Origin of the sequence: Pleurocapsa sp. FMAR1 (assembly GCF_963665995.1) — a bacterium.
GTDB lineage: Bacteria > Cyanobacteriota > Cyanobacteriia > Cyanobacteriales > Xenococcaceae > Waterburya.
In genome coordinates, this window is record NZ_OY762512.1 from 2,307,784 (window position 1) to 2,328,098 (window position 20,315).

16 protein-coding genes and 2 pseudogenes are annotated in these 20,315 nt (G+C 39.3%); 12 read left to right on the forward strand and 6 right to left on the reverse strand.

Annotated elements, in window-relative coordinates:
- Positions 1-352: 352 nt before the first annotated feature.
- Positions 353-1,009 (reverse strand): peptide-methionine (S)-S-oxide reductase MsrA, encoded by a 657-nt coding sequence (gene msrA / locus SLP02_RS11230; protein WP_319420742.1) that lies wholly within the window; start codon positions 1,007-1,009, stop codon positions 353-355.
- A 351-nt stretch (positions 1,010-1,360) separates the two neighbouring features.
- Between msrA and SLP02_RS11235 the strand changes: the two genes are divergently transcribed.
- From SLP02_RS11235 to aqpZ, 9 genes and pseudogenes are all read left to right on the forward strand, one after another.
- Positions 1,361-2,047 (forward strand): response regulator transcription factor, encoded by a 687-nt coding sequence (locus SLP02_RS11235; RefSeq protein WP_319420743.1) that lies wholly within the window; start codon positions 1,361-1,363, stop codon positions 2,045-2,047.
- Between the two features lie 59 nt (positions 2,048-2,106).
- Positions 2,107-3,393: a sensor histidine kinase gene (locus SLP02_RS11240; protein WP_319420744.1), complete on the forward strand. Its 1,287-nt coding sequence runs from the start codon at positions 2,107-2,109 to the stop codon at positions 3,391-3,393.
- Positions 3,394-3,610: 217 nt separating this feature from the next.
- The gene (locus tag SLP02_RS11245; protein ID WP_319420745.1) at positions 3,611-4,978 is read left to right on the forward strand and encodes an NAD-dependent succinate-semialdehyde dehydrogenase; all 1,368 of its coding nucleotides are present in this window, start codon (positions 3,611-3,613) and stop codon (positions 4,976-4,978) included.
- A 203-nt stretch (positions 4,979-5,181) separates the two neighbouring features.
- Complete coding sequence (locus tag SLP02_RS11250; protein WP_319420746.1) at positions 5,182-5,808, forward strand: hypothetical protein; 627 nt, start codon at positions 5,182-5,184, stop codon at positions 5,806-5,808.
- 426 nt (positions 5,809-6,234) lie between these two features.
- Complete coding sequence (acpP, locus tag SLP02_RS11255; RefSeq protein ID WP_319423674.1) at positions 6,235-6,483, forward strand: acyl carrier protein; 249 nt, start codon at positions 6,235-6,237, stop codon at positions 6,481-6,483.
- Positions 6,484-6,565: 82 nt separating this feature from the next.
- On the forward strand, positions 6,566-7,816 hold the full coding sequence (fabF, locus tag SLP02_RS11260; RefSeq protein WP_319420747.1) for a beta-ketoacyl-ACP synthase II: 1,251 nt from the start codon (positions 6,566-6,568) through the stop codon (positions 7,814-7,816).
- A 289-nt stretch (positions 7,817-8,105) separates the two neighbouring features.
- Complete coding sequence (gene tkt / locus SLP02_RS11265; protein ID WP_319420748.1) at positions 8,106-10,139, forward strand: transketolase; 2,034 nt, start codon at positions 8,106-8,108, stop codon at positions 10,137-10,139.
- Positions 10,140-10,332: 193 nt separating this feature from the next.
- Positions 10,333-10,839: pseudogene (locus SLP02_RS26635) on the forward strand (DEAD/DEAH box helicase family protein).
- A gap of 349 nt (positions 10,840-11,188) precedes the next feature.
- Positions 11,189-11,965: an aquaporin Z gene (gene aqpZ / locus SLP02_RS11280; protein ID WP_319420751.1), complete on the forward strand. Its 777-nt coding sequence runs from the start codon at positions 11,189-11,191 to the stop codon at positions 11,963-11,965.
- Positions 11,966-12,113: 148 nt separating this feature from the next.
- Here aqpZ and SLP02_RS26640 read toward each other — a convergent pair.
- The 5 genes and pseudogenes from SLP02_RS26640 to SLP02_RS11300 all read right to left on the reverse strand — a co-directional run.
- Positions 12,114-12,232, reverse strand: a pseudogene (locus SLP02_RS26640) (IS4 family transposase); the annotation flags it as partial.
- Between the two features lie 134 nt (positions 12,233-12,366).
- Positions 12,367-13,029 (reverse strand): salt stress protein, Slr1339 family, encoded by a 663-nt coding sequence (locus tag SLP02_RS11285; protein WP_319420752.1) that lies wholly within the window; start codon positions 13,027-13,029, stop codon positions 12,367-12,369.
- A gap of 40 nt (positions 13,030-13,069) precedes the next feature.
- Positions 13,070-13,546 carry an NAD(P)H-quinone oxidoreductase subunit N gene (locus SLP02_RS11290; protein WP_319420753.1) on the reverse strand — a complete coding sequence of 159 codons (477 nt, stop codon included), beginning with the start codon at positions 13,544-13,546 and terminating at the stop codon, positions 13,070-13,072.
- A gap of 270 nt (positions 13,547-13,816) precedes the next feature.
- Positions 13,817-15,130, reverse strand: a complete 1,314-nt coding sequence (locus SLP02_RS11295) for a recombinase family protein (protein WP_319420754.1) — start codon at positions 15,128-15,130, stop codon at positions 13,817-13,819.
- A 125-nt stretch (positions 15,131-15,255) separates the two neighbouring features.
- Positions 15,256-16,680 carry an NADP-dependent isocitrate dehydrogenase gene (locus tag SLP02_RS11300; RefSeq protein ID WP_319420755.1) on the reverse strand — a complete coding sequence of 475 codons (1,425 nt, stop codon included), beginning with the start codon at positions 16,678-16,680 and terminating at the stop codon, positions 15,256-15,258.
- 219 nt (positions 16,681-16,899) lie between these two features.
- Here SLP02_RS11300 and SLP02_RS11305 point away from each other — a divergent pair, with 219 nt between their 5' ends.
- The 3 genes from SLP02_RS11305 (at position 16,900) to SLP02_RS11315 (ending at position 20,312) form a co-directional block, all read left to right on the forward strand.
- Complete coding sequence (locus SLP02_RS11305; RefSeq protein WP_319420756.1) at positions 16,900-17,331, forward strand: response regulator transcription factor; 432 nt, start codon at positions 16,900-16,902, stop codon at positions 17,329-17,331.
- 201 nt (positions 17,332-17,532) lie between these two features.
- Positions 17,533-18,219: a GUN4 N-terminal ARM-like repeat domain-containing protein gene (locus SLP02_RS11310; protein ID WP_319420757.1), complete on the forward strand. Its 687-nt coding sequence runs from the start codon at positions 17,533-17,535 to the stop codon at positions 18,217-18,219.
- 494 nt (positions 18,220-18,713) lie between these two features.
- On the forward strand, positions 18,714-20,312 hold the full coding sequence (locus tag SLP02_RS11315) for a GAF domain-containing sensor histidine kinase (protein ID WP_319420758.1): 1,599 nt from the start codon (positions 18,714-18,716) through the stop codon (positions 20,310-20,312).
- The last annotated feature ends 3 nt before the right edge of the window (positions 20,313-20,315 follow it).

Genomic DNA, 20,315 nt, shown 5'->3' on the forward strand with positions numbered 1-20,315 from the left:
TAAAAAACACCTTGAGATGATCGAAAACTACCGATTTTGACTCGATAGAACCTGGAAGGCAATGAAGCAGGTAGTTGGCGTTGCTGATTTAAAGTATGAAACCGAGAAGTAATCTGTTCGTAGCTCTTAGCTCTTAGCTATCAGCTTTTAGCTTTTAATTGATTTACTTAGTGGTGAAAATTGTAGAATCATACCTCGATTCAGCAACGCCTTAATTCCAACGGAATCAAAAAATTTCCTTAAAAAAGCAAAATCGCCTTATAAAAGAAAATCTTCCAGGCGATCGCTTAAAATTATTTTAGTTTGGCGTTTTAATTAACTTTGTATGCTGAAACTTGCTGCAAAACCCACATTACTTGCTGTTAGCAGTAGCAGGATAACAAACACCTACACCGCCTAAGCCACAGTAGCCGTTAGGCACTTTTTTGAGATACTGTTGATGATATTCTTCGGCGTAATAAAATTCTGGTGCGTCAATTATCTCAGTAGTAATTGTTCCGTGATCTGCTTTCCCTAACTCCTGCTGATATGCAGCTTTGGAAGCTTCTGCTAGCTGCTTTTGTTCTGGAGTAAAAGCATAAATACCAGAACGATATTGAGTACCTCTGTCGTTACCCTGACGCATTCCTTGAGTTGGGTTATGGCTTTCCCAAAATACTTTAAGTAAATCTTCGTAGCTAATTTTCTCAGGATCGTAAACAACTAGAACAACTTCGTTATGTCCAGTCATACCACTACAGACTTCTTGATAGGTAGGATTAGGAGTAGAACCTGCTGCATAACCAACAGCAGTACTATAGACTCCATCTTGTTCCCAAAATTTTCTCTCTGCACCCCAAAAGCAACCTAGCCCGAATATTGCTTTTTCCATGTTTTCAGGAAAGGGTTCTGTAAGCGAGTTACCATTTACGTAATGCTTTGCAGGTACAGCCATAGACTGACTGCGTCCTGGTAATGCTTCTTCTGAGGCAGGAATTGTGGCTTTTTTGCCTAAACCGAATAGTCCCATAAAAATGTTGAGCGAGCTTGATTAATTTTTTTTTACGCTGTCTCCATCATAGGCATAATAAATAAAATTTGAAATTCGGCTAACCCTACTTATGGTTAGCGATCGCTGAACAATAATTATTTGCTGGTGCTTGATTGTTGTTCCTTATTTTCTTACGATACTATAGCCATAGCCAAGGTACAAGTATCTTAACTAATTTAAGGTATTACTAAAAAAAGAGATTATAAGTAGACAAAATCTTAAATTTATCTGCTTTACAAAAGCCTACAAAAGCCTACAAACGTGGTAATACCATAATTAGTTTCACGCCCAAAACTAGTAATGTCATTTAAATTTAGTTAGAAATAATTTATGAAAATTTTAGTAGTAGAAGATGACGAGCGTATTAGTGATGCTATAGTCGAATATCTTTCAGACTTGCATTACGCTGTCGAAGCAGTCGCCGATGGTCAAAGTGCCTGGGATTTATTAGATGTGTTTACCTATGATATGATTTTGCTAGATGTAATGATGCCTGAGATGGATGGTATAACTCTTTGCCAGAAACTACGCAAGAAGGGTTTAGACATTCCTATTCTGATGCTGACGGCTAAAGATACCTTAGAAAATAAGATTGAAGGTTTAGACGCTGGGGCTGATGACTACCTAGTAAAACCTTTTGAATTAGATGAGTTATCGGCTCGGGTTCGTGCCTTGTTGCGTCGGGGAACAGGCAGTTTACCTCCTATTTTGACGTGGGAAAAACTCAGGCTCGATCCCAGTAGCTGTGAAGTTTTCTATGAAGATGCTCTTCTGCCTTTAAGTCCTAAAGAATATAAGCTGCTAGAATTTTTCCTGCGCAACGGTCGTCGCGTATTTAGTCGCGCCCAAATTTTAGAACATTTGTGGTCTTTTGAGCAAGTGCCAGAAGAAGCAACGGTTAAAGCTCATATTCGAGGCTTAAGGCAAAAACTAGAGGCATCAGGCGCACCTCATGACTTAATTGAGACTGTTTATGGTTTAGGATATCGTCTCAAAGAAGAACCTCAACAGGTATAAGTATAAAAATTATGCACCAAGGTTTGCGATCGCGACTGCTATTATACTATTTGATAGTTATGGCAACTATTTCAGGTCTTTTTGGCACAGGAGTTTATGTCGTTTTTAAGCGTGCTTTATACAAGCAAATCGACAAAAGGCTGTTGACTTTGGCACAGTCTGCTACTCCTTCTTTTGCGGCGGTACGCGATCAGGGCAGTAAATATCTAAATCAAGTAGAGGAAGTTCCTTGGCGTGATATTTTTAACCGAGATCAGCAAAGCCTAGAATGGTTTGATGAAAACGGAAAATTACTCGGTAGAAAAGGATTAATTGAGCTTGATGTTCCTCCTGAAGTAGGACCAGAAATTATTGAACAACCAGAGACAGGAGAAGTTTTTCGCACTCACACCCTATCAGTTTTTATTCGTAATAATGGTCAAGTAGGACCACCTTCTTTAGTTGGCTTTATTCGTGCTACCCAATCTAGTGCAGAAATAAAAGCAGCAGAAGATGAGCTATCAGGAATCTTAATTGGAGGAGGAATGATAACCTTAGTTTTAACTGGGCTTGGAGGCTTCTGGCTGACACAAAAAGCAATTGAACCTATTGAAGCCAGTTTTTTGCAGCTTAAACAGTTTACTGCTGATGCTTCCCATGAGTTACGTAGTCCTTTGACGGCAATTAAAGCTTCTATAGACGTGATGCGTAATCACCCAGAGAGAGTTCATCCTAAAGATGTCAAAAAGCTAGAGGCAATTTCTGGTGCAACTTTACAAATGAACCAAACTCTACAGGATCTACTGTTTCTTGCTCGTACCGATATAGACCCCAGTATGCCTGTTGAGGCTCGTCAACTTGCTCCCGTATCCCTCAATCAAATTCTGCAAAATTGTTTTGTATTGCTAGAGCCGTTGGCAAATGAGAAAAAAATGGTTTTTCAGTCCAAATTTAGAGAGGAAATCGATATTTTAGGCGACACTTCTCAATTGTCTCGTTTGTTTTCTAACCTGCTGGAAAATGCGCTGCAATATACCCCAGAAGAGGGAAGAGTTAGCTTAGATCTGTATAAGCAAAATCGCGTTGCTGTAGTTAGTGTTCGCGATACGGGTATTGGTCTAGCGACCGAAGAAGTATCCAAGGTATTTGACCGTTTTTGGCGAGCGAATAAAGCCCGCTCCCGTCGGCAAGGTGGTACTGGTTTAGGTTTGGCAATTTCTCAAGCGATCGCCAAACGACATGGTGGTAAGATTAGCGTTACTAGCGAGCTTAACATTGGTACTTGCTTTATAGTCCGCATTCCTATTTTAGATAGCAAAAGATCATCAATCACGAAAGCTCAAACAACAGCAATTACTGATTGCTAAGATACGGGCGAAGACTTATTTGCCTCTAAATAATTACTAACTACTGCAACTACTTTTTCCAGGGAAACTTTGTTCCCATTTCCGTTGTAGCCGAGAAAAATAAATAGGCAATTAATAAACCAACTCCAATCAAAAACGCAATCAAATCATTATCCATTTACCTATTACCTAACTTACCAGCCTAAACCATTTTCTAATTAATCTTACCTACCTACTTATGGCGATCGCAACTATCAATCCTGCAACGGGAGAAACCATAAAAACTTTCACTCCCTTAACTGATGCTGAAATAGAAACTAAGCTGGCTTTGGCACAGTCTACATATCAACAATATCGCCAAACAACCTTTGCTCAACGCAGTCAGTGGTTAAACCAGGCAGCAGATATTTTAGATCGAGATAAGCAAAAATTTGCCGAGACTATGACGACGGAAATGGGAAAAACTCTGCAAAGCGCGATCGCCGAAGTGGAAAAATGCGCCAAAGTATGTCGTTTCTACAGCGAAAAAGCCCCAGAATTTCTGGCTAATGTAATCATTGATAGTGATGCTAGCCATAGCTACGTTGCTTATCAGCCCCTGGGGGTAATCTTGGCAGTTATGCCCTGGAATTTTCCCTTTTGGCAGGTATTTCGCTTTGTTGCCCCTGCTTTGATGGCGGGTAATGTGGGTCTACTAAAACACGCTTCTAATGTGCCTCAGTGTGCTTTGGCGATCGCCGAAATTATTGCCCAAGCAGGTTTCCCCGAAGGAGCATTTCAAACTTTATTAATCGGTGCAGATCGAATAAAGTCAATCATGGAAGATGAGCGAGTCAAGGCAGCTACTCTTACAGGCAGCGAGCCAGCAGGGGCAGCTTTAGCTTCTGTAGCAGGGCAACAACTTAAAAAAGTTGTTTTAGAGCTTGGAGGTAGCGATCCTTTTATTGTCTTAGAAAGTGCCGATCTCGACGAGGCAGTGACAACAGCGGTTAAAGCCAGAATGCTTAATAACGGTCAATCTTGTATTGCAGCCAAACGTTTCATTGTTGCCGAGAGTATTGCCGATCGCTTTCAAGCTCAATTAGTTGAACAGTTTAAAGCTTTAACGATTGGCGATCCAATGTCAGAAGATACAGATATTGGTCCCTTGGCTACTGCCACAATTCGCTCCGAATTAGATCAGCAGGTGAAAGCAGCCGTAAAGCAAGGAGGAAAAATCTTGCTGGGAGGCGAATCAATTAGCGATCGCTCTGGTAATTATTATCCACCAACTATTTTGGCTGACATCCCTGTAGATAGTGACATTGCCCAAGAGGAGTTTTTTGGTCCAGTGGCTTTATTGTTTCGCGTTAAAGATATCGAAGAAGCGATCGCTCTAGCTAATAATATTCCCTTTGGTTTAGGTGCAAGTGCTTGGACAAATGACTCTACAGAGAAAGAGCGTCTAATCGCCGAAATTGAAGCAGGATCGGTATTTATCAACGGTCTGGTTAAATCAGATCCTCGTTTGCCTTTTGGTGGCATCAAGCGATCGGGTTATGGTAGAGAGTTAAGTAGCCAAGGAATACACGAATTTGTCAACATTAAAACTGTTTGGATTAAATAAGGAATGAAGGATAAATGCATCAGAAACTGCAATAAATTAGTTTTACTTAAGATAAATTTACATAACTAAGTTTTAATTAGTCTCCAATCGGCTTTCTAAATTAATTTTTGTAAAGTATAATTGCAGTCGCTTTATTTTTCTGGCTTGATAAGGGTAGTTAATAATTCATCTAAAGTTTTGTTTATAGGAGTCAATTTTAAGCCATGCAAATGCTCAAAAAAATATTCAAAGGCGATCGCAAATATTATCTAGAACTAGATGAACTAGCAGAATCTCAGCCAGTACAGAAAGTATTAGAAACTGCTGAAAAAATAGGAGATTTTGCTCAAGAAAAGGCTGCTGAACTAGCAAAATCTCAACCTGTGCAAGAAGCAGTAAAAACTGCTGAAAAAGTAGCAGACAAAGTAGTTGATGCTGCTCCAGAAAAACTACAGTCTACTCTAACTACAGAAACCAAGCCAGCTAAATCTAATAAATCTAAAGCTGCTAAAAATAGCAAAGCCTCGAAAAAAGGTAAAGTTTTGAAAACTGATAAAGCTGCTAAGAATGGTAAAGATGCAGCGAAAAAAACTGCCGAACAAGGACAAAATAAGCCTGCTGCTGCGCCTCAAAATTCAGGAGCATCTTCTGATGAGCCTCCATTCTGGGTTGCTGCTATGTACAACAACAGTAGCAGCAATAACGATAGTGCTAATGGCAGTTCCGATTCAGGACAAACTTTTGCCACTGACAATTTAATGCCGATAATCACTAAATCTCGTCGTCGCCCTGGTGCTAGTTTAAATCAATTTAAGGACATGGCTAGAAAAGCTAAAACTTCTAGAAATTAACTTTCAAACTTTATTTGACTTTTGCCCAACAAACCGTTTTCAAGCCAAATTGTGGCACAGAATATAAAAAACAGCTTTTGTAAAATAGTAAGTAGACGGAATAATTAGCTTCACCTTGGCATCCTTCCGTCTTTATTTTTAGATTTATAATTTTCTAAGCATTAACTAAAAATCTTGAATTTGGCAAAGTCAAGCAAATACACATTTGCTCTCTAACTTTGTCCCTCTTTCAGATAAGATTAGAATTGCTGCTTTAAATTGAACGAGTGAGCCAGCAGAAGTTTCGTCTGTAATGGCAACAGATGTTGGGAGTACCCCTTTCTTGTTTGAAGCCAACATTTGCTTAGGAAATAGACTTGCAAAGTTTGCCTAATATAATGTTTTGTTTATTTTTGTTAAAACGGGTTAATGAGTGAGAAAAAATTGATGAATCAAGAAATTTTTGAAAAGGTAAAAAATATAGTAGTCGAGCAATTAGAAGTTGAAGCAGATAGAGTTACGCCTGAAGCTAGCTTCGCCAATGATTTGGGCGCAGATTCTTTAGATACCGTAGAATTAGTTATGGCTTTAGAAGAAGAATTTGATATTGAAATTCCTGATGAAGCAGCAGAACAGATAGATACAGTGGGAAAAGCAGTAGATCATATAAGTTCTGAAACTGGAGCAGCTGCTTAGTTTAATCCATTCCGTTGGTCAAAATGCCAAAAGCAGCCTCAAACAAATACTGACTAATGAAAAGTGTTTTAGAGAGCAGATTATGACAAATAGGCAAAAAAAACGAGTTGTAATTACAGGCTTGGGAGCTATTACCCCGATTGGTAATAGCTTGACAGAATACTGGGCTGGTCTATTGCAGGGTCGTAATGGAGTAGGTGCAGTAACTTTGTTTGATGCCTCGCAACACGCCTGTCGATTTGGTGCTGAGGTTAAAGATTTTGATCCCTGTCAATATCTGGATAAAAAAGAAGCCAAACGGATGGATCGCTTTGCTCAATTTGGAGTTTGTGCTAGCAAACAAGCGATCGCTGATGCTAATTTTGAAATTAATGATTTAAACGCCGATCAAGTAGGGGTTTTAATAGGCACAGGGGTAGGCGGTTTGCAGGTGATGGAAGATCAGAAAGAAAACTTACTGACCAAAGGACCAAGAAAAGTTAGCCCCTTCACTATCCCCATGATGATCTCCAATATGGCTGCGGGGTTAACGGCAATTCACACAGGAGCAAAGGGTCCAAATTCCTGTACTGTAACCGCCTGTGCTGCTGGCTCTCATGCTATTGGCGATGCTTTTCGGCTCATCCAAGGAGGCTATACAGTAGCCATGATTTGTGGTGGTGCAGAAGCAGCAATAACTCCTCTTTCTTATGCTGGATTTTGTTCTGCTAAAGCTCTCTCTACACGCAATGATGACCCTACCCACGCTAGCCGACCTTTTGATCGCGATCGCGATGGGTTTGTGATGGGTGAAGGTTCTGGCATTCTCTTTCTAGAAGAATTAGAACACGCCCTGGCTCGTAACGCAAAAATATACGCTGAGATTGTCGGCTATGGGATGACCTGTGATGCTTACCATATGACCTCTCCTGTACCAGGAGGACAAGGAGCAGCCAAAGCAATTGAATTGGCTTTGGCTGATGGAGAATTAACTCCAGAGGATATAGACTATATCAACGCTCACGGTACCAGCACTCCGGCTAATGATTCTAATGAAACTAGTGCGATCAAAAAAGCACTAGGGGCAAGAGCCAAACAAATCCCAGTAAGCTCAACCAAATCAATGACTGGTCACTTATTAGGAGGATCGGGAGGAATTGAAGCGGTAGCGGTGGCAATGGCGATCGCTAATGACAAAGTGCCACCGACAATCAATCTGGTTAATCCAGACTCTGATTGCGATTTAGATTATGTTCCTAACACCAGTCGCGATCGCCAAGTAAATGTGGCATTATCAAATTCTTTTGGTTTTGGCGGGCATAATGTTACTCTAGCTTTTAAAAAATACAGCTAGTTTCTTGAATTTGGTGTTTGATACAGATAAGAGAATTATTTTACCTAAATTGATAATTTTATAGCTGCTTATATTTTGCCAGCAAGACACAATCCAATAGTTAATTACAGCAGAATTGTTTATCTAATTAATAACTCTTTAACTTGCGACCTGTTCCTTTAGGATGGGAAGATAAGAAAAAGGCTTGAGACAAACCTTTAGGATCGAGTTTGAAAAACCAAAGCTCCTCTTTAGGTGCGTTGAGAAAAGCTCAAATTTTGTTTTATCGTCGTTTATTTATATAACAAATATGGTAGTTGCCACCCAATCAACATCAACTAAGTCAGTTGAAGAACTTTGTATTAATTCAATTCGGTTTTTAGCAGTAGATGCCGTAGAAAAAGCTCAGTCTGGACATCCAGGATTGCCGATGGGTGCTGCTCCTATGGCATTTGTGCTGTGGGATAAGTTTATGCGCTTTAACCCCAAAAATCCCAAGTGGTTTAATCGCGATCGCTTTGTTCTCTCTGCTGGTCACGGTTCAATGTTGCTGTACGCTCTATTGTATCTGGCAGGTTTTGATAGCGTCAGCATTGAAGACATTAAACAATTTCGTCAGTGGGGTTCTAGTACTCCAGGACACCCCGAAAACTTTGTCACTGAAGGAATTGAAGTAACTACAGGTCCTTTAGGTCAGGGTATTGCTAACGGTGTTGGTTTGGCTGTAGCCGAAGCGCATCTAGCAGCTAAGTTCAACAAAAGCGATGCTAAACTCGTTGACCATTACACTTACGTAATTCTCGGCGACGGCTGTAACATGGAGGGAATTTCTGGTGAAGCCTGTTCCTTTGCTGGACACCAAGGACTAGGTAAATTAATCGCCCTTTATGACGATAATCATATTTCCATTGACGGTTCAACTGAGGTGGCATTTACCGAAGACGTTTCTAAACGCTTTGAGGCTTACGGCTGGCACGTACTCCATGTAGAAAATGGTAACACTGACCTAGACGCGATCGCCAAAGCCATTGAGGAGGCTAAGTCAGTCACTGACCAACCCACCATGATTAAAGTAACAACCACCATCGGTTATGGTGCGCCAAATAAGCAAAACACTGGCGGTATTCATGGTTCTGCTTTAGGAGACGACGAAATCAAGCTTACCCGCAAAAACCTAGGCTGGAATCACGAACCTTTTGAAATTCCTGAAGATGCCTTAAGCCATATGCGTAAGGCAGTCGAGCGCGGTGCTAGCCAAGAAGAAGAATGGAATCAGGTATTGGCTGACTACAAATCCAAATATGCAGAAGAAGCAGCAGAATTTGAGCGTTTCTTGAGCGGTAAACTACCTGATGGTTGGGCTGACGTATTACCTACCTATACTCCTGAAGACAAAGCATTAGCAACTCGTAAACATTCTGAGACTTGTCTAAATAAGTTAGCTCCCGTGCTTACCGAACTAATTGGCGGTTCTGCGGATTTAACTCATTCTAACCTGACTGAATTGAAAGACTCTGGCGACTTTCAAAAAGGTGCGTATCAAAACCGTAACATCCACTTTGGTGTCCGCGAACACGGCATGGGCGCAATTTGCAACGGTATATCCCTACATAATTCTGGATTAATTCCTTACGGTGCAACTTTCCTCATCTTCACCGACTATATGCGTGCTGCAATTCGCTTATCTGCTCTATCACAAGCAGGAGTAATTTGGGTAATGACTCACGACTCCATTGGGCAGGGGGAAGACGGACCTACTCACCAACCGATTGAAACTTTAGCCTCTTTGAGAGCCATTCCTAACTTAACTGTAATTCGTCCTGCGGATGGAAACGAAGTTTCTGGTGCGTATAAGGTTGCTATTGAAAATGCCAAGCAACATAAACCAACTTTGATGGCATTTTCTCGTCAAAGTTTGCCCAATCTTGAAGGCACTTCCATGGAAGATACTACTAAAGGTGCTTATGTCTATGCTTGTGGTTTTGCCCCTGAAGAACTCGATCTGATCTTGATTGGTACTGGTAGCGAACTACAGCTTTGTGCTGGTGCTGCCGATAAGCTCAAGGCTGAAGGTAAAAAAGTGCGCGTCGTTTCTATGCCTTCTTGGGATCTATTTGAAGCTCAAGATGAAGCTTACAAAGACTCTGTACTACCTAAAGTTGCTGGCAAACGTTTGTCCGTTGAAGCTGGAACTAGCTTTGGCTGGCAGAAATACACCGGTTTTGAGGGTGGCTCAGTAAGTATCGATCGCTTTGGGTCTTCTGCTCCTGGCGCGGTATGTTTAGAAAAATTCGGCTTCAGCGTTGATAACGTAGTCGCTAAAGCAAAAGAAGTAATTGGCTAACAAGTGTGGATTAAAGATAATCTTACAGCTTTGAATAATTGGCTCTGTTTCATACAGAGCCTTTTTAATTGGAGTTTTTGTATTACAAAAGAAGGAAAAAACTAACGCTGCTTTGCATCGCGTTCTATTCTGAACATATATTGGCTATACGCTTATACTGTGCTTTGGACGATATATATCATACTAAATCCGATTGATAAAGGTAACAATCAATTTACTGACCTCTGACTTCGATTACCAAACCAGCAAAGAATTTGATTACTTTAGTCTCGACTGCGTAAACAGCACCGACCACACCAGACAACTCGTTGAGCAAATGACTGGGGATAATTCCCTGATTGTGACCACCATCCAAAAACTCAATACCGCCATCAAGAAGCGATGTAGCGCGTTGCGGAGGTTTCCTCCGTTGAGCGACTACATCAAGAAGCCCAGCCATGAAACCGCGATGGGGAGCTTGAGAGATAAGCGGATTGTCTTTATCTTTGATGAATGTCACCGTTCCCAATTTGGCGAAACTCATAAAAAGATCGTTCAATTCTTTTCCTAGGCTTAAATGTTTGGCTTTACGGGGACTCCCATCTTAGCCGAGAACGCTGTCAATAACGAGCATGGTAAACGCACTACCAGAGATCTATTTAAAAAACCTCTACATAAATATTTAATTACTAATGCGATCGCCGTAGCCATCGCTAATTAAATTTACTGTTTACAATCATAATTAAAATTGTAATTGTGATTTAATACTTTAGTCTTATACCTGGCGAACTATACCTATAAGAAAATTCACAGTAATACTTACGAAAATTTAAAGATATTTACTGCCTGAATATACTTATTCAGGCTAATGCTATTTAATCAATAGTGAATTGTATATCTTATTAAGAATTAATTGTTATCAACTATTAAAGAATATCTATTACTTTTGGTTTGATTTTATTAAATTATTATTGTCTGACTAACGATACATGATTTAAAAATACAAAAACTGTAATATTTTTTGTATAAACATTAATAGCAGCCTAATTAAAAATTGAACCTTGCTAACTATGAAAAAATACATTGTGGAACTAATCGGCACGTTTTGGTTAGTGCTGGGAGGCTGCGGTAGTGCAGTTGTTGCAGCTGCATTTACTTCTGATGCCAATACTATTGGTTCAGGAGTACAATTTCCCTTGGGAGGAGGTTTGTTAGGAGTTTCACTAGCATTCGGTTTAACCATAATTACGATCGCCTACTCTATTGGTCAGATTTCAGGATGTCATCTTAATCCCGCTGTTTCTTTTGGTTTGTGGGCTGCAAACAAATTTCCAGGTAAAGATTTGCTACCCTATATAATTGCCCAAGTGTTAGGAGCGATTATAGCTGGCGGGTTAGTCTACTTAATTGCCATCGGCAATCCTGAATATAGTTTGTCGGGTTCTAATCCTTTAGGTACGAATGGTTACGGCACGCATTCTCCAGGAGATTACCCTTTATTTACGTGTTTGATTTCCGAGATTATTTTCACCTTTATGTTTCTGATGATTATTTTGGGCGCAACTAATTCTAGAGAAACATCTAACTTAGCCCCAGTAGCAATTGGTTTGGCACTAGTCTTGATTCATTTAGTCACGATTCCTATCACCAATACTTCCGTAAATCCCGCTCGCAGTACGGGAGTTGCTTTATGGGCTGGAAGCGAATTAATATCTCAACTATGGCTATTTTGGGTCGCACCAATTGTAGGAGGATTGCTTGCAGGATGGACTTATCGGGGTTTGTTTGCCAATGAACAAACAACTAGCGGTTATAAAAGAGAAGTACTTGAGGATACTAGAGTCTGATCGTGTTGGTATATAAGATTTTTGGCCTGATTGGTTTTGATTTAATCGTAAAATGTACCAGTAGATTGCTACAGTCATCGCCAATCATTTAGTTGCTGCTTGATTTTTTATGTATTTCCGAGAAGAATGGCTGCTCTTATTTCAGTTTTAGTTGCTGTAACTTTATCTCTAGTAAAGCAATTAAGAATAAGGTAGGAAACTTAGCCTTGCCCCATGCCATCCCAAATGAGGCTTCAAAGTTTGTCGAAGTGGGTTAATCTGATTCATAGGGTTCGATTTGAGTGTAGTTACTTTTTATCAAGCCCTCTTCCTAACTACTCTTGTAAGTTCTTACTCTCTTTTTTATCCTGTACAGAGGTTAGCAGCTATATAAGTTACTACTTACTACCTACTATCCAAATTTAAAGTCCCGTTTCCCGCATTGCTTCCAAATAGTCGATCGCCGCTTTCAATTTATCCTCATAGGAATAGGAAAACTCTTCAAACCATTTCCCTTCTTCTGAACGCGGATTAAGCTTTACAAGCCACTCTTTGGCTGCTTCTCGCAGTGCTTCTTTACGCTTGCGCGATCGCAATTCTTCTTTCTTTTGTAGCTCTAACAGGTCTTGCTCATGGCGTTTTTGCTCGGCGAGCTTTGCTTCTTCCTGACGTTTAATCTCGGCGATCTTCGCTTCTTGTTGACGCTTAATCTCGGCAAATTTTTCTTCACGCTTGTGTGCTTGTCGGCGATAGTCTGTATCTATTAAGGCGTTCAGGCGATCGCGTGACATTAATTCCAACTGAACGCGGGACTTAGCTGAATTAGTCTTAGTGCTAGATTGATTTGGTTGGGTAGAAGTTGCTGGTTTTTCTGGCATACTATTTGGTCTTCCTCTTCCTGATTCTAGTTCTGCCCTCAACTCTGCTAACATCTTATCCATTGAGGCGTTTGATTTCGAGCTTTGGGGTGGCTGTTTTGCTTGGCGAGATTGTGACTGCTCAACATTAGATCTTCTAGATTGTTGTTTAGGCTCAAACTCCTCTTCCAACTGAGCCAGTAAATCATCCATATTTTTATCCGACATCAATACCATCCCCTTACTCAATGCTCATCTTAATTTTAAATTATGCAGCAGCTAGAGTGTCAGCCAAAGGTTTCCAGTTAACATAGCGATCGCCACCCATTTCTAAAACAACCTTAATTTTTGGCTCTTCTTTAGTCAAATTAACTAAATACTGAATTTCTTGACGGGACAATATATGTCCTTCCATAATCCACAGTGCTAATCCTTTAGCGTTAGCAGGTAAAGAACTCAACTCATAAGTAGCAATTGGCGGTATGTAGTAAATATCACCAACCGCAGCATCTTGACCAATAGTTTTCTTACCCAGGTGAGGAGGACGAACTCCATGTACTCTAGTTAAATAAGCGTCTAAGTCCCCTAAACCTCTGGCGGTAATGTTAATAGTCTGATAGCCATACGCTCGCAAACGTCTTTGATAGCGTCCTTCATATCCCCCTTCTAGAGGCATATACAAGCCCAACGCACCATTTTTTTCTAAAGCGCGAATGAATTTTTTTCCAGTGGTAATTAGTGGCATAGCCTCTATATGTTTGTCTTTATGTTGGTTTGTCTAAAATTATATTTCATCAGCTATATTTAAAACTAGGTTAGTTTGGTTAAAAGTTTTGTATTCTAAGATTTTGTCCTCATCACAGTTAGTACTGCTATCTATAGTCATTTCAATTAATCTCATAGTTAACTGTTCATGAGGTCAGAGGTCAGAGGTCAGAGGTCAGAAGAGTTTAAGGCTTTTATCTAAGTCATCTTATCTAATACGTTTCTATTTAAAATGACTATAAGATTGGGTTCAAAAGATAAATTTCAACTGTAAACTCCATAATTGAGATTCGCTGCGTAAAATTTCAATCTGTTTAATAAATTCACGAAAATAAAAACGTCTTTCGGCTTCTGATAAATCTAACCAAAACTGAGGCAAAGAAACAGCTTGGGCGATCGCCTGAAGATTGCCTGGAGGTAACTGGGCTATTTTGCTTTCTAGTTGAGCTATTTCGGCGCGTAATTTATAGTTGCGCAGTTCGACGGTTTCTTGATCTAAAACTTCTTGTTGTAATAAATTGGGTAATTGGGCAATTACTGATTGCTTCTGTTTAATTTGCTGTCTTAAAATATCTTCAATAACTCTAGTATCTGGTAGGTTTAATTGCTCTACAGCTAGAGGAAGTTCAACACAAATTTTATTGATAGTTTGATTTAAAACTTGAGCATAAGCGATCGCTTTACACTTTGGTTTTTGAGGACATTTATGACAGCGTAGATAGAGATATTCAGCTTTTTTTTGATGCTGGGTAACACGAGCAATATTCATCGTTAGCTGACACTGTTGGCAAATAACTAATCCTGCTAATGAACGAGGCGCGCTAGCTGTACGGGGAGATAAGCTACTATTGCGTCGCAACAAACGATCTATTTGTGCTGCCTCTTCACGGCTGATGATTGAGGCATGAGTATTGGAAATCAGTTCTGCTTTTTTATACTTCAAATCCCCTCGATATACGGGGTTTGTCAGCCAGTTACGACCAGTAGAAGGAGAGATTTTTTTGCCATAACGCTTTTCTAAATATTTAACCGCACCGCGCAATGAACCAAATAATAAAAATCGCTCGAAAAAATCTTTAACCACTGGCGCGGTGCTTTTATCAATAATATATTTATCCTGTCCGCGACGATATCCGTAGGGAGCTTTTCCTGGAGGAGGCAGAATTTTTAAGCGATTACGAGCATGACCTTGTTTTAGCCGCATACGCTGCTTATTTACCTGTATTTGATGCAGGATTTTGGCTATGTTAGATTTCAGGTCATAGCTGCCGTTTTGCGACCACATCCGAGAACTGTAATCTTGTTCTGTAGCAATAACCTGGATGCCAATTGATTCTAATTGCTTTAGGCGATCGCTAATAATATTGATATTGTCTCCCAATTCTTCTAAGCGACGAAGTAATAAGATGTCTGGATGTTCGTCATTACAGTCTGCAAGTAGTTGATTTAACTGCTGGTAGTTGCCTATATCTTGGTAAACTCGATCTATTTCTAATCCCCATATTTCTTTATTCGGTGCAGGTTCTAAAAGAGGATCGCTATAAATATAGGCAATGATTTTCATCACTTTAATATTAGTCTTGGTTACCCAAATTCTCGAATATTTAGTTGAAATTTAAGAGCGCGATCGCGCCATCTAACTTTAGCTGGATCGCGATCGCGAGGTAGCCGATCTATAATATGTAAGATTTAGGCAAAATGTTTGATGATTGCTTGAGCAAATTCAGAGCATTTTAAAGGAGGGTCAACAGGAGGCTCGATCAGTCTAGCTAAATCATAGGTAACTTCACTATTAGCGATCGCTTCAGCCAATCCCTTTTGAATCAAATCCGCCGCTTCTTGCCAACCCATAAACTCTAGCATCATGACTCCAGAGAGAATAACCGAGCCTGGATTAATCCGATCTAGTCCAGCGTGCTTTGGTGCTGTGCCGTGGGTAGCTTCAAAGATAGCGCAATCGTCACCAATGTTTGCCCCAGGACTCATACCCAAACCGCCAACAATAGCTGCTGCTGCATCAGAAATGTAATCGCCGTTTAGGTTCATCGTTGCCAAGATAGAATAATCATCAGGGCGGGTTTGAATTTGCTGAAAAATACTGTCAGCAATGCGATCGTTTACCATTACTTTGTTCTTCCATTTGCCTTCCCCGTGAGTATCCCAAATATTGTCTAAGACTTCTTGAACTTCTTGACCAATTTTTTGCTGTTTTTCTGGAGTTAGAGCATTATATCCAGGCTCTATTTTACGAGCGTTATCTTCAATTGAAAGATTACTATTTGCTTCTTTATTGCTTAGAATCCAAGATTCTCTTTCGGTAACACATTCACCCCGAAATTCTGTAGTCGCCAATTCATAACCCCAGTCACGAAAAGCACCTTCGGTATATTTCATAATATTACCCTTATGTACTAAAGTAACCTGTTGCTTGTTTGCAGTCAGTTTTAAAGCCTGCTGAATTGCTTTTCTAATTAAGCGTTGTGAACCAGTTTTGCTAATCGGCTTGATGCCAATCCCTGAATCTAAAGGAATTTGCTTCTTGCCATGTTCAGGAGTGTTGGGAATCAAATCTGTGTTTAGTAAATTAATCAACCTAGTGCCAATTTCGTCCCCTTGTTTCCATTCAATACCCAGATAAATATCTTCGGTATTTTCACGATAAACAATTACGTCCAGCTTTTCAGGATATTTATGAGGAGATGGCGTACCTTGATAGTAACGGCAGGGACGCACACAGGCATATAGCTGAAATATTTGGCGCAGAGCTACATTCAAGGAACGAATCCCTCCTCCTACAGGAGTAGTCAAAGGACCTTTTATTGCCACTCCATATTCTTTAATCGCATCTAGAGTATCCTGAGGCAGATATTGGTAAGTACCATATTTTTCACAGGCTTCGTCTCCCGCATACACCTTAAACCAATTGATTTTACGCTTGTCACCGTAGGCAGTTTTGACCGCTGCATCAATTACAGCTTCGGTAGCTGGCCAAATATCTACTCCAGTACCATCACCACGAATAAAGGGAATGATTGGATCATCAGGGACAATAGGCTTGCCATCTTGAAAAGTTATTTTAGAGCCAGCGTTTGGTGGTGTCAGTTTCTCGTACATACGGTTGTGATTAAGGAAAAATGAATATAGCTACAGTACAATTAAATCGCTCTGATTTGACAGTAGCAAAATTTTTTAGCTGAAGTTTTTAAATAAAAATAATTATGTTGAAGACCTGCATTAAACAATTATTAAATTTTAAAGAGTGAGAAAATATATATTTATAAGGTGCAAAAATAGAGAATTTAATTTAAATACGTTTTTTAATAATACAAAAGCATGAAAAAGATACTAATAGTAGATGATGATTTGATTTTGCCCCAGGTGCTGCAAAATTCTCTAGAACAAAAAGGATATCAAGTTATTTCTGTTGGTTCTGCCAAAGAAGCTTTAACTAAATTTAATCAGGACATCCTAGATATTATTGTTTCCGATGTTTCCATGCCAGAAATGGATGGATTTGAGTTTTGTCGCCAATTGCGATCGCAAACATTTGGTAAATTAATCCCATTTATTTTCCTCTCGGCAAAAGATGAATTAGAAGACCGTATTCAAGGACACACGATTGATGCTGACAGTTATCTTACTAAACCTTTTGAAATGAAAGAGTTACTGGCTAACATTGAGGCTTTAATCGTTTTGCCTACAAGGATACGAAAAAGCATAGTTTTAGACAAATTACTCTATAAGCGATCGCTGCTCCACGGCTAAATCTAAAAAAGTTAGTAAATCCTAATTTGACCATAATTTTAAGCAGTGACTACAGCCAAACCGTGATAGGATTTTCATCATAGACCACTAAGTACAAACACTCATCTTTCTTTAGAGCAAAAAAGCGATTTTGTCTAGAGCTTACTCTGCACCTTCAAAGTTTTAAATAGTGGCAGATTAACCGTCTGAGGAAAAATTCATATGGACGATATTAAAGATTTAAATCACCCAATATATTCAGAATCAGAGAAGAATCAATTAAAGCTAGTTTCTCAATTATTAGAAGCAGGAGAAACTGGTTTAGATGTCTTATCAGATTGGATGATTTCTCTTAAGGGTGAACTTGACAATTTAGCTTTAGGCAAAGCATATCAAGCTTTATATCAAGATAGTAATCCTGTCGTTCAAGATTTTTTAGCTAGCAATTTTCCTCAAGGTGTTGTTCCCCTCCTCTCGGAGCAAAACATTGACTATCAACCCTTACAACAATTATTGGCTCAACAAGATTTTCAAGGTGCTGATGTAGTGACCTTACAAAAGCTGTGTGAGTTAGCAGGTGCAGCAGCGGTTGAGAGAAAGTGGGTTTACTTTACGGAGATAGAAAACATTTCAACCACAGATTTTCACACTTTGGATCGATTATGGTTGATGCACTCTCAAGGAAAGTTTGGTTTCTCTGTACAAAGACGAATTTGGCTATCTGTTGGCAAGAATTTTTCTAAATTGTGGACTAAGATAGGCTGGAAATCTGAAAATACATGGACACGTTACCCCAAAGAATTTACCTGGAATTTAACTGCTCCTGATGGTCATTTACCTTTATCTAATCAATTGCGTGGTGTAAGAGTTTTAGATGCTATATTTGCTCATTCAGCTTGGACTAAATAGTTTATTACCAGCATTAGAAAATATCTGGGGTAAATAATATCACCGCGTCCCCACGTCCTGGCTTCAACCTATCTGTATCAACCAAAAAGTAAAGCGATATTACTCCCTAAACACTATTATTTCCAAGATTTATGCCAGAAATGTTCGTTCTAGCAGATTTTCGGGAACTTTAAAAGGAGCAAGCTAATCAAAGCATAAGTTCTTTTTCATTTACTAGAAAAGAATTTAGTGATCTAAAATTAGCCATCTAGTCTAATATGTTCATTTTTATAAAGTTGCCAAAATATGCTCAAATTTTTTGATTTATCAAGCTTTTAAAGCATAATTTAGCAATATTAGTTTACACCAGAGTTATGACTAAATATCTGGTATAGCACTGCATTAACTACGCTGTGTTGGGCAAAATTCTAGTTCAATTTCTTGACCAAAATTTTGTAGCAGAATATTTTTGGAGTCCATATACAATAACTTTTATTAAAAATTAAGTAATACCCGTGGAAGCAGTAGATTTAGGGTCAGCAGTCACCAATATGACTAAGCCACAAAACCAACTTTTTTGCCGTTTAGATGGTCTTACCTCTTCAACGAGAGAGCAGCTAAGATTAACCACCTTAAGTCAACTAGGCTTATTGGTTTCTGAGTCAGTTCCTGTTTTTGAAGAAGTGACCCAAAAAGCTGCAACTTTTGTCAATGCACCAATATCTATTTTGAGTTTGGCTATTGAAGGTGAACTATGGTTTAAATCAGCAGTTGGTCTATCAACAACTGGTTTAATGAATCAGTTAGCGTCTCAACGAAAAATATCTCTTGATGAGTCTTTTAGTAGTTATGTTATTGATAGTCAGCAGCCATTAGTTATCGATAATACTTTAAGTAATGCTGTTTTTGCCCATAGTGTTTTGACTCAGCATTATGGGATTCGAGCTTATTTAGGAGTTCCTCTGATTAGTTCTGATGATTTATGTATTGGAACTCTAGAAGTGATGGACTGGAAAACTAGAGAGTTTAATGAGCGCGACATTGATTATTTAGCTTTACTAGCTCGCTGGTGTTTAGGAGAATTTGAACGTCATCAGAGTATCAAAACTAAAAAAGCAAATTCTTCGGGTTTTACTCAACCAGAGTGGCAAAAAGCTAATAGCCTGATCTTGCCTACCATGGTCGGTTTGGGTAGTGACGGTGCAACTTCCAGGAAAAATATAGCCCAGGTAAATCAATTTAGTGAAGATAGTCAAGCCTCATCAAAAGCTGCCACTAATCCAATTAAAATTAAGCTCTTATCTCAACTAACCCAAGAGTTAAAAACTCCTCTAACTGCGGTAATTGGTATGGCGAGCGTGCTACATCGCGAGGTGTATGGACCTTTGACCGTTAAGCAAAGGGAGTATTTAGAAATTATTCACAATAGTGGTCAAAATTTGATTAATTTAGTCGATGAAATTGTCAGTCTAGGAATTTTAAACGCGCAAAATTCTGAGATCAACACCACAGCAGTAGATATTGAAATGCTTTGTCAGCAGGTAATTAATAGCCTGGAGGACAGTGCCAAACAGCATCAGCAAGCATTATGTCTTTCTATCGAGCCTGGCAATAGAATTTGGTCTTTAGATAAAGAAAAAGTACGACAAGCTCTTTACTATTTAATTACCAGTATTTTGGAAATGTCTGAAGCTGGTGGCGAAATAAAAATTCATGTTTCTCGCAGAAATAAAGCCTTGAATATTGCCGTAGGTATTTCTCATCCTTGGTTAGGAGAAAATTTTGGCGAATCAAATCTTCATTCTCAGGCGATTACTAAAGCTTTGAGTCTAAATCAAGATAATATTCAAAACTTTGATGGTTTTAACGCGGGAATGAGCGATATTGCTCTGAGTAATCATCAAATATTAACCTCGGCTGCGTTAATGATGGTTATTAATGAGGAAGATTCTTTGGATAAAGTGGTTAATAAAATTCCTCGTGATGTTTTGGGACTATTATTTTGCTGTCATTTAACCGAAATACATGAAGGATCTGTAGTTGTTCAAGGTTCTCTTAATTCTAGTTATCGTTATGTGCTGCAATTTCCGAAAACTTATTCGGCAGAAGAGTAAAAT

Bases quoted from the DNA above. Each gene is read 5' to 3' on its own strand.
- SLP02_RS11250 (WP_319420746.1), top strand. From the start codon at position 5,182: ATGCAAATGCTCAAAAAAATATTCAAAGGCGATCGCAAATATTATCTA.
- SLP02_RS11310 (WP_319420757.1), top strand. From the start codon at position 17,533: ATGGACGATATTAAAGATTTAAATCACCCAATATATTCAGAATCAGAG.
- SLP02_RS11285 (WP_319420752.1), bottom strand. From the start codon at position 13,029: ATGTCGGATAAAAATATGGATGATTTACTGGCTCAGTTGGAAGAGGAG.
- aqpZ (WP_319420751.1), top strand. From the start codon at position 11,189: ATGAAAAAATACATTGTGGAACTAATCGGCACGTTTTGGTTAGTGCTG.
- SLP02_RS11305 (WP_319420756.1), top strand. From the start codon at position 16,900: ATGAAAAAGATACTAATAGTAGATGATGATTTGATTTTGCCCCAGGTG.
- msrA (WP_319420742.1), bottom strand. From the start codon at position 1,009: ATGGGACTATTCGGTTTAGGCAAAAAAGCCACAATTCCTGCCTCAGAA.
- fabF (WP_319420747.1), top strand. From the start codon at position 6,566: ATGACAAATAGGCAAAAAAAACGAGTTGTAATTACAGGCTTGGGAGCT.
- SLP02_RS11290 (WP_319420753.1), bottom strand. From the start codon at position 13,546: ATGCCACTAATTACCACTGGAAAAAAATTCATTCGCGCTTTAGAAAAA.
- SLP02_RS11300 (WP_319420755.1), bottom strand. From the start codon at position 16,680: ATGTACGAGAAACTGACACCACCAAACGCTGGCTCTAAAATAACTTTT.
- SLP02_RS11235 (WP_319420743.1), top strand. From the start codon at position 1,361: ATGAAAATTTTAGTAGTAGAAGATGACGAGCGTATTAGTGATGCTATA.
- SLP02_RS11240 (WP_319420744.1), top strand. From the start codon at position 2,107: ATGGCAACTATTTCAGGTCTTTTTGGCACAGGAGTTTATGTCGTTTTT.
- acpP (WP_319423674.1), top strand. From the start codon at position 6,235: ATGAATCAAGAAATTTTTGAAAAGGTAAAAAATATAGTAGTCGAGCAA.
- SLP02_RS11245 (WP_319420745.1), top strand. From the start codon at position 3,611: ATGGCGATCGCAACTATCAATCCTGCAACGGGAGAAACCATAAAAACT.
- SLP02_RS11295 (WP_319420754.1), bottom strand. From the start codon at position 15,130: ATGAAAATCATTGCCTATATTTATAGCGATCCTCTTTTAGAACCTGCA.
- tkt (WP_319420748.1), top strand. From the start codon at position 8,106: ATGGTAGTTGCCACCCAATCAACATCAACTAAGTCAGTTGAAGAACTT.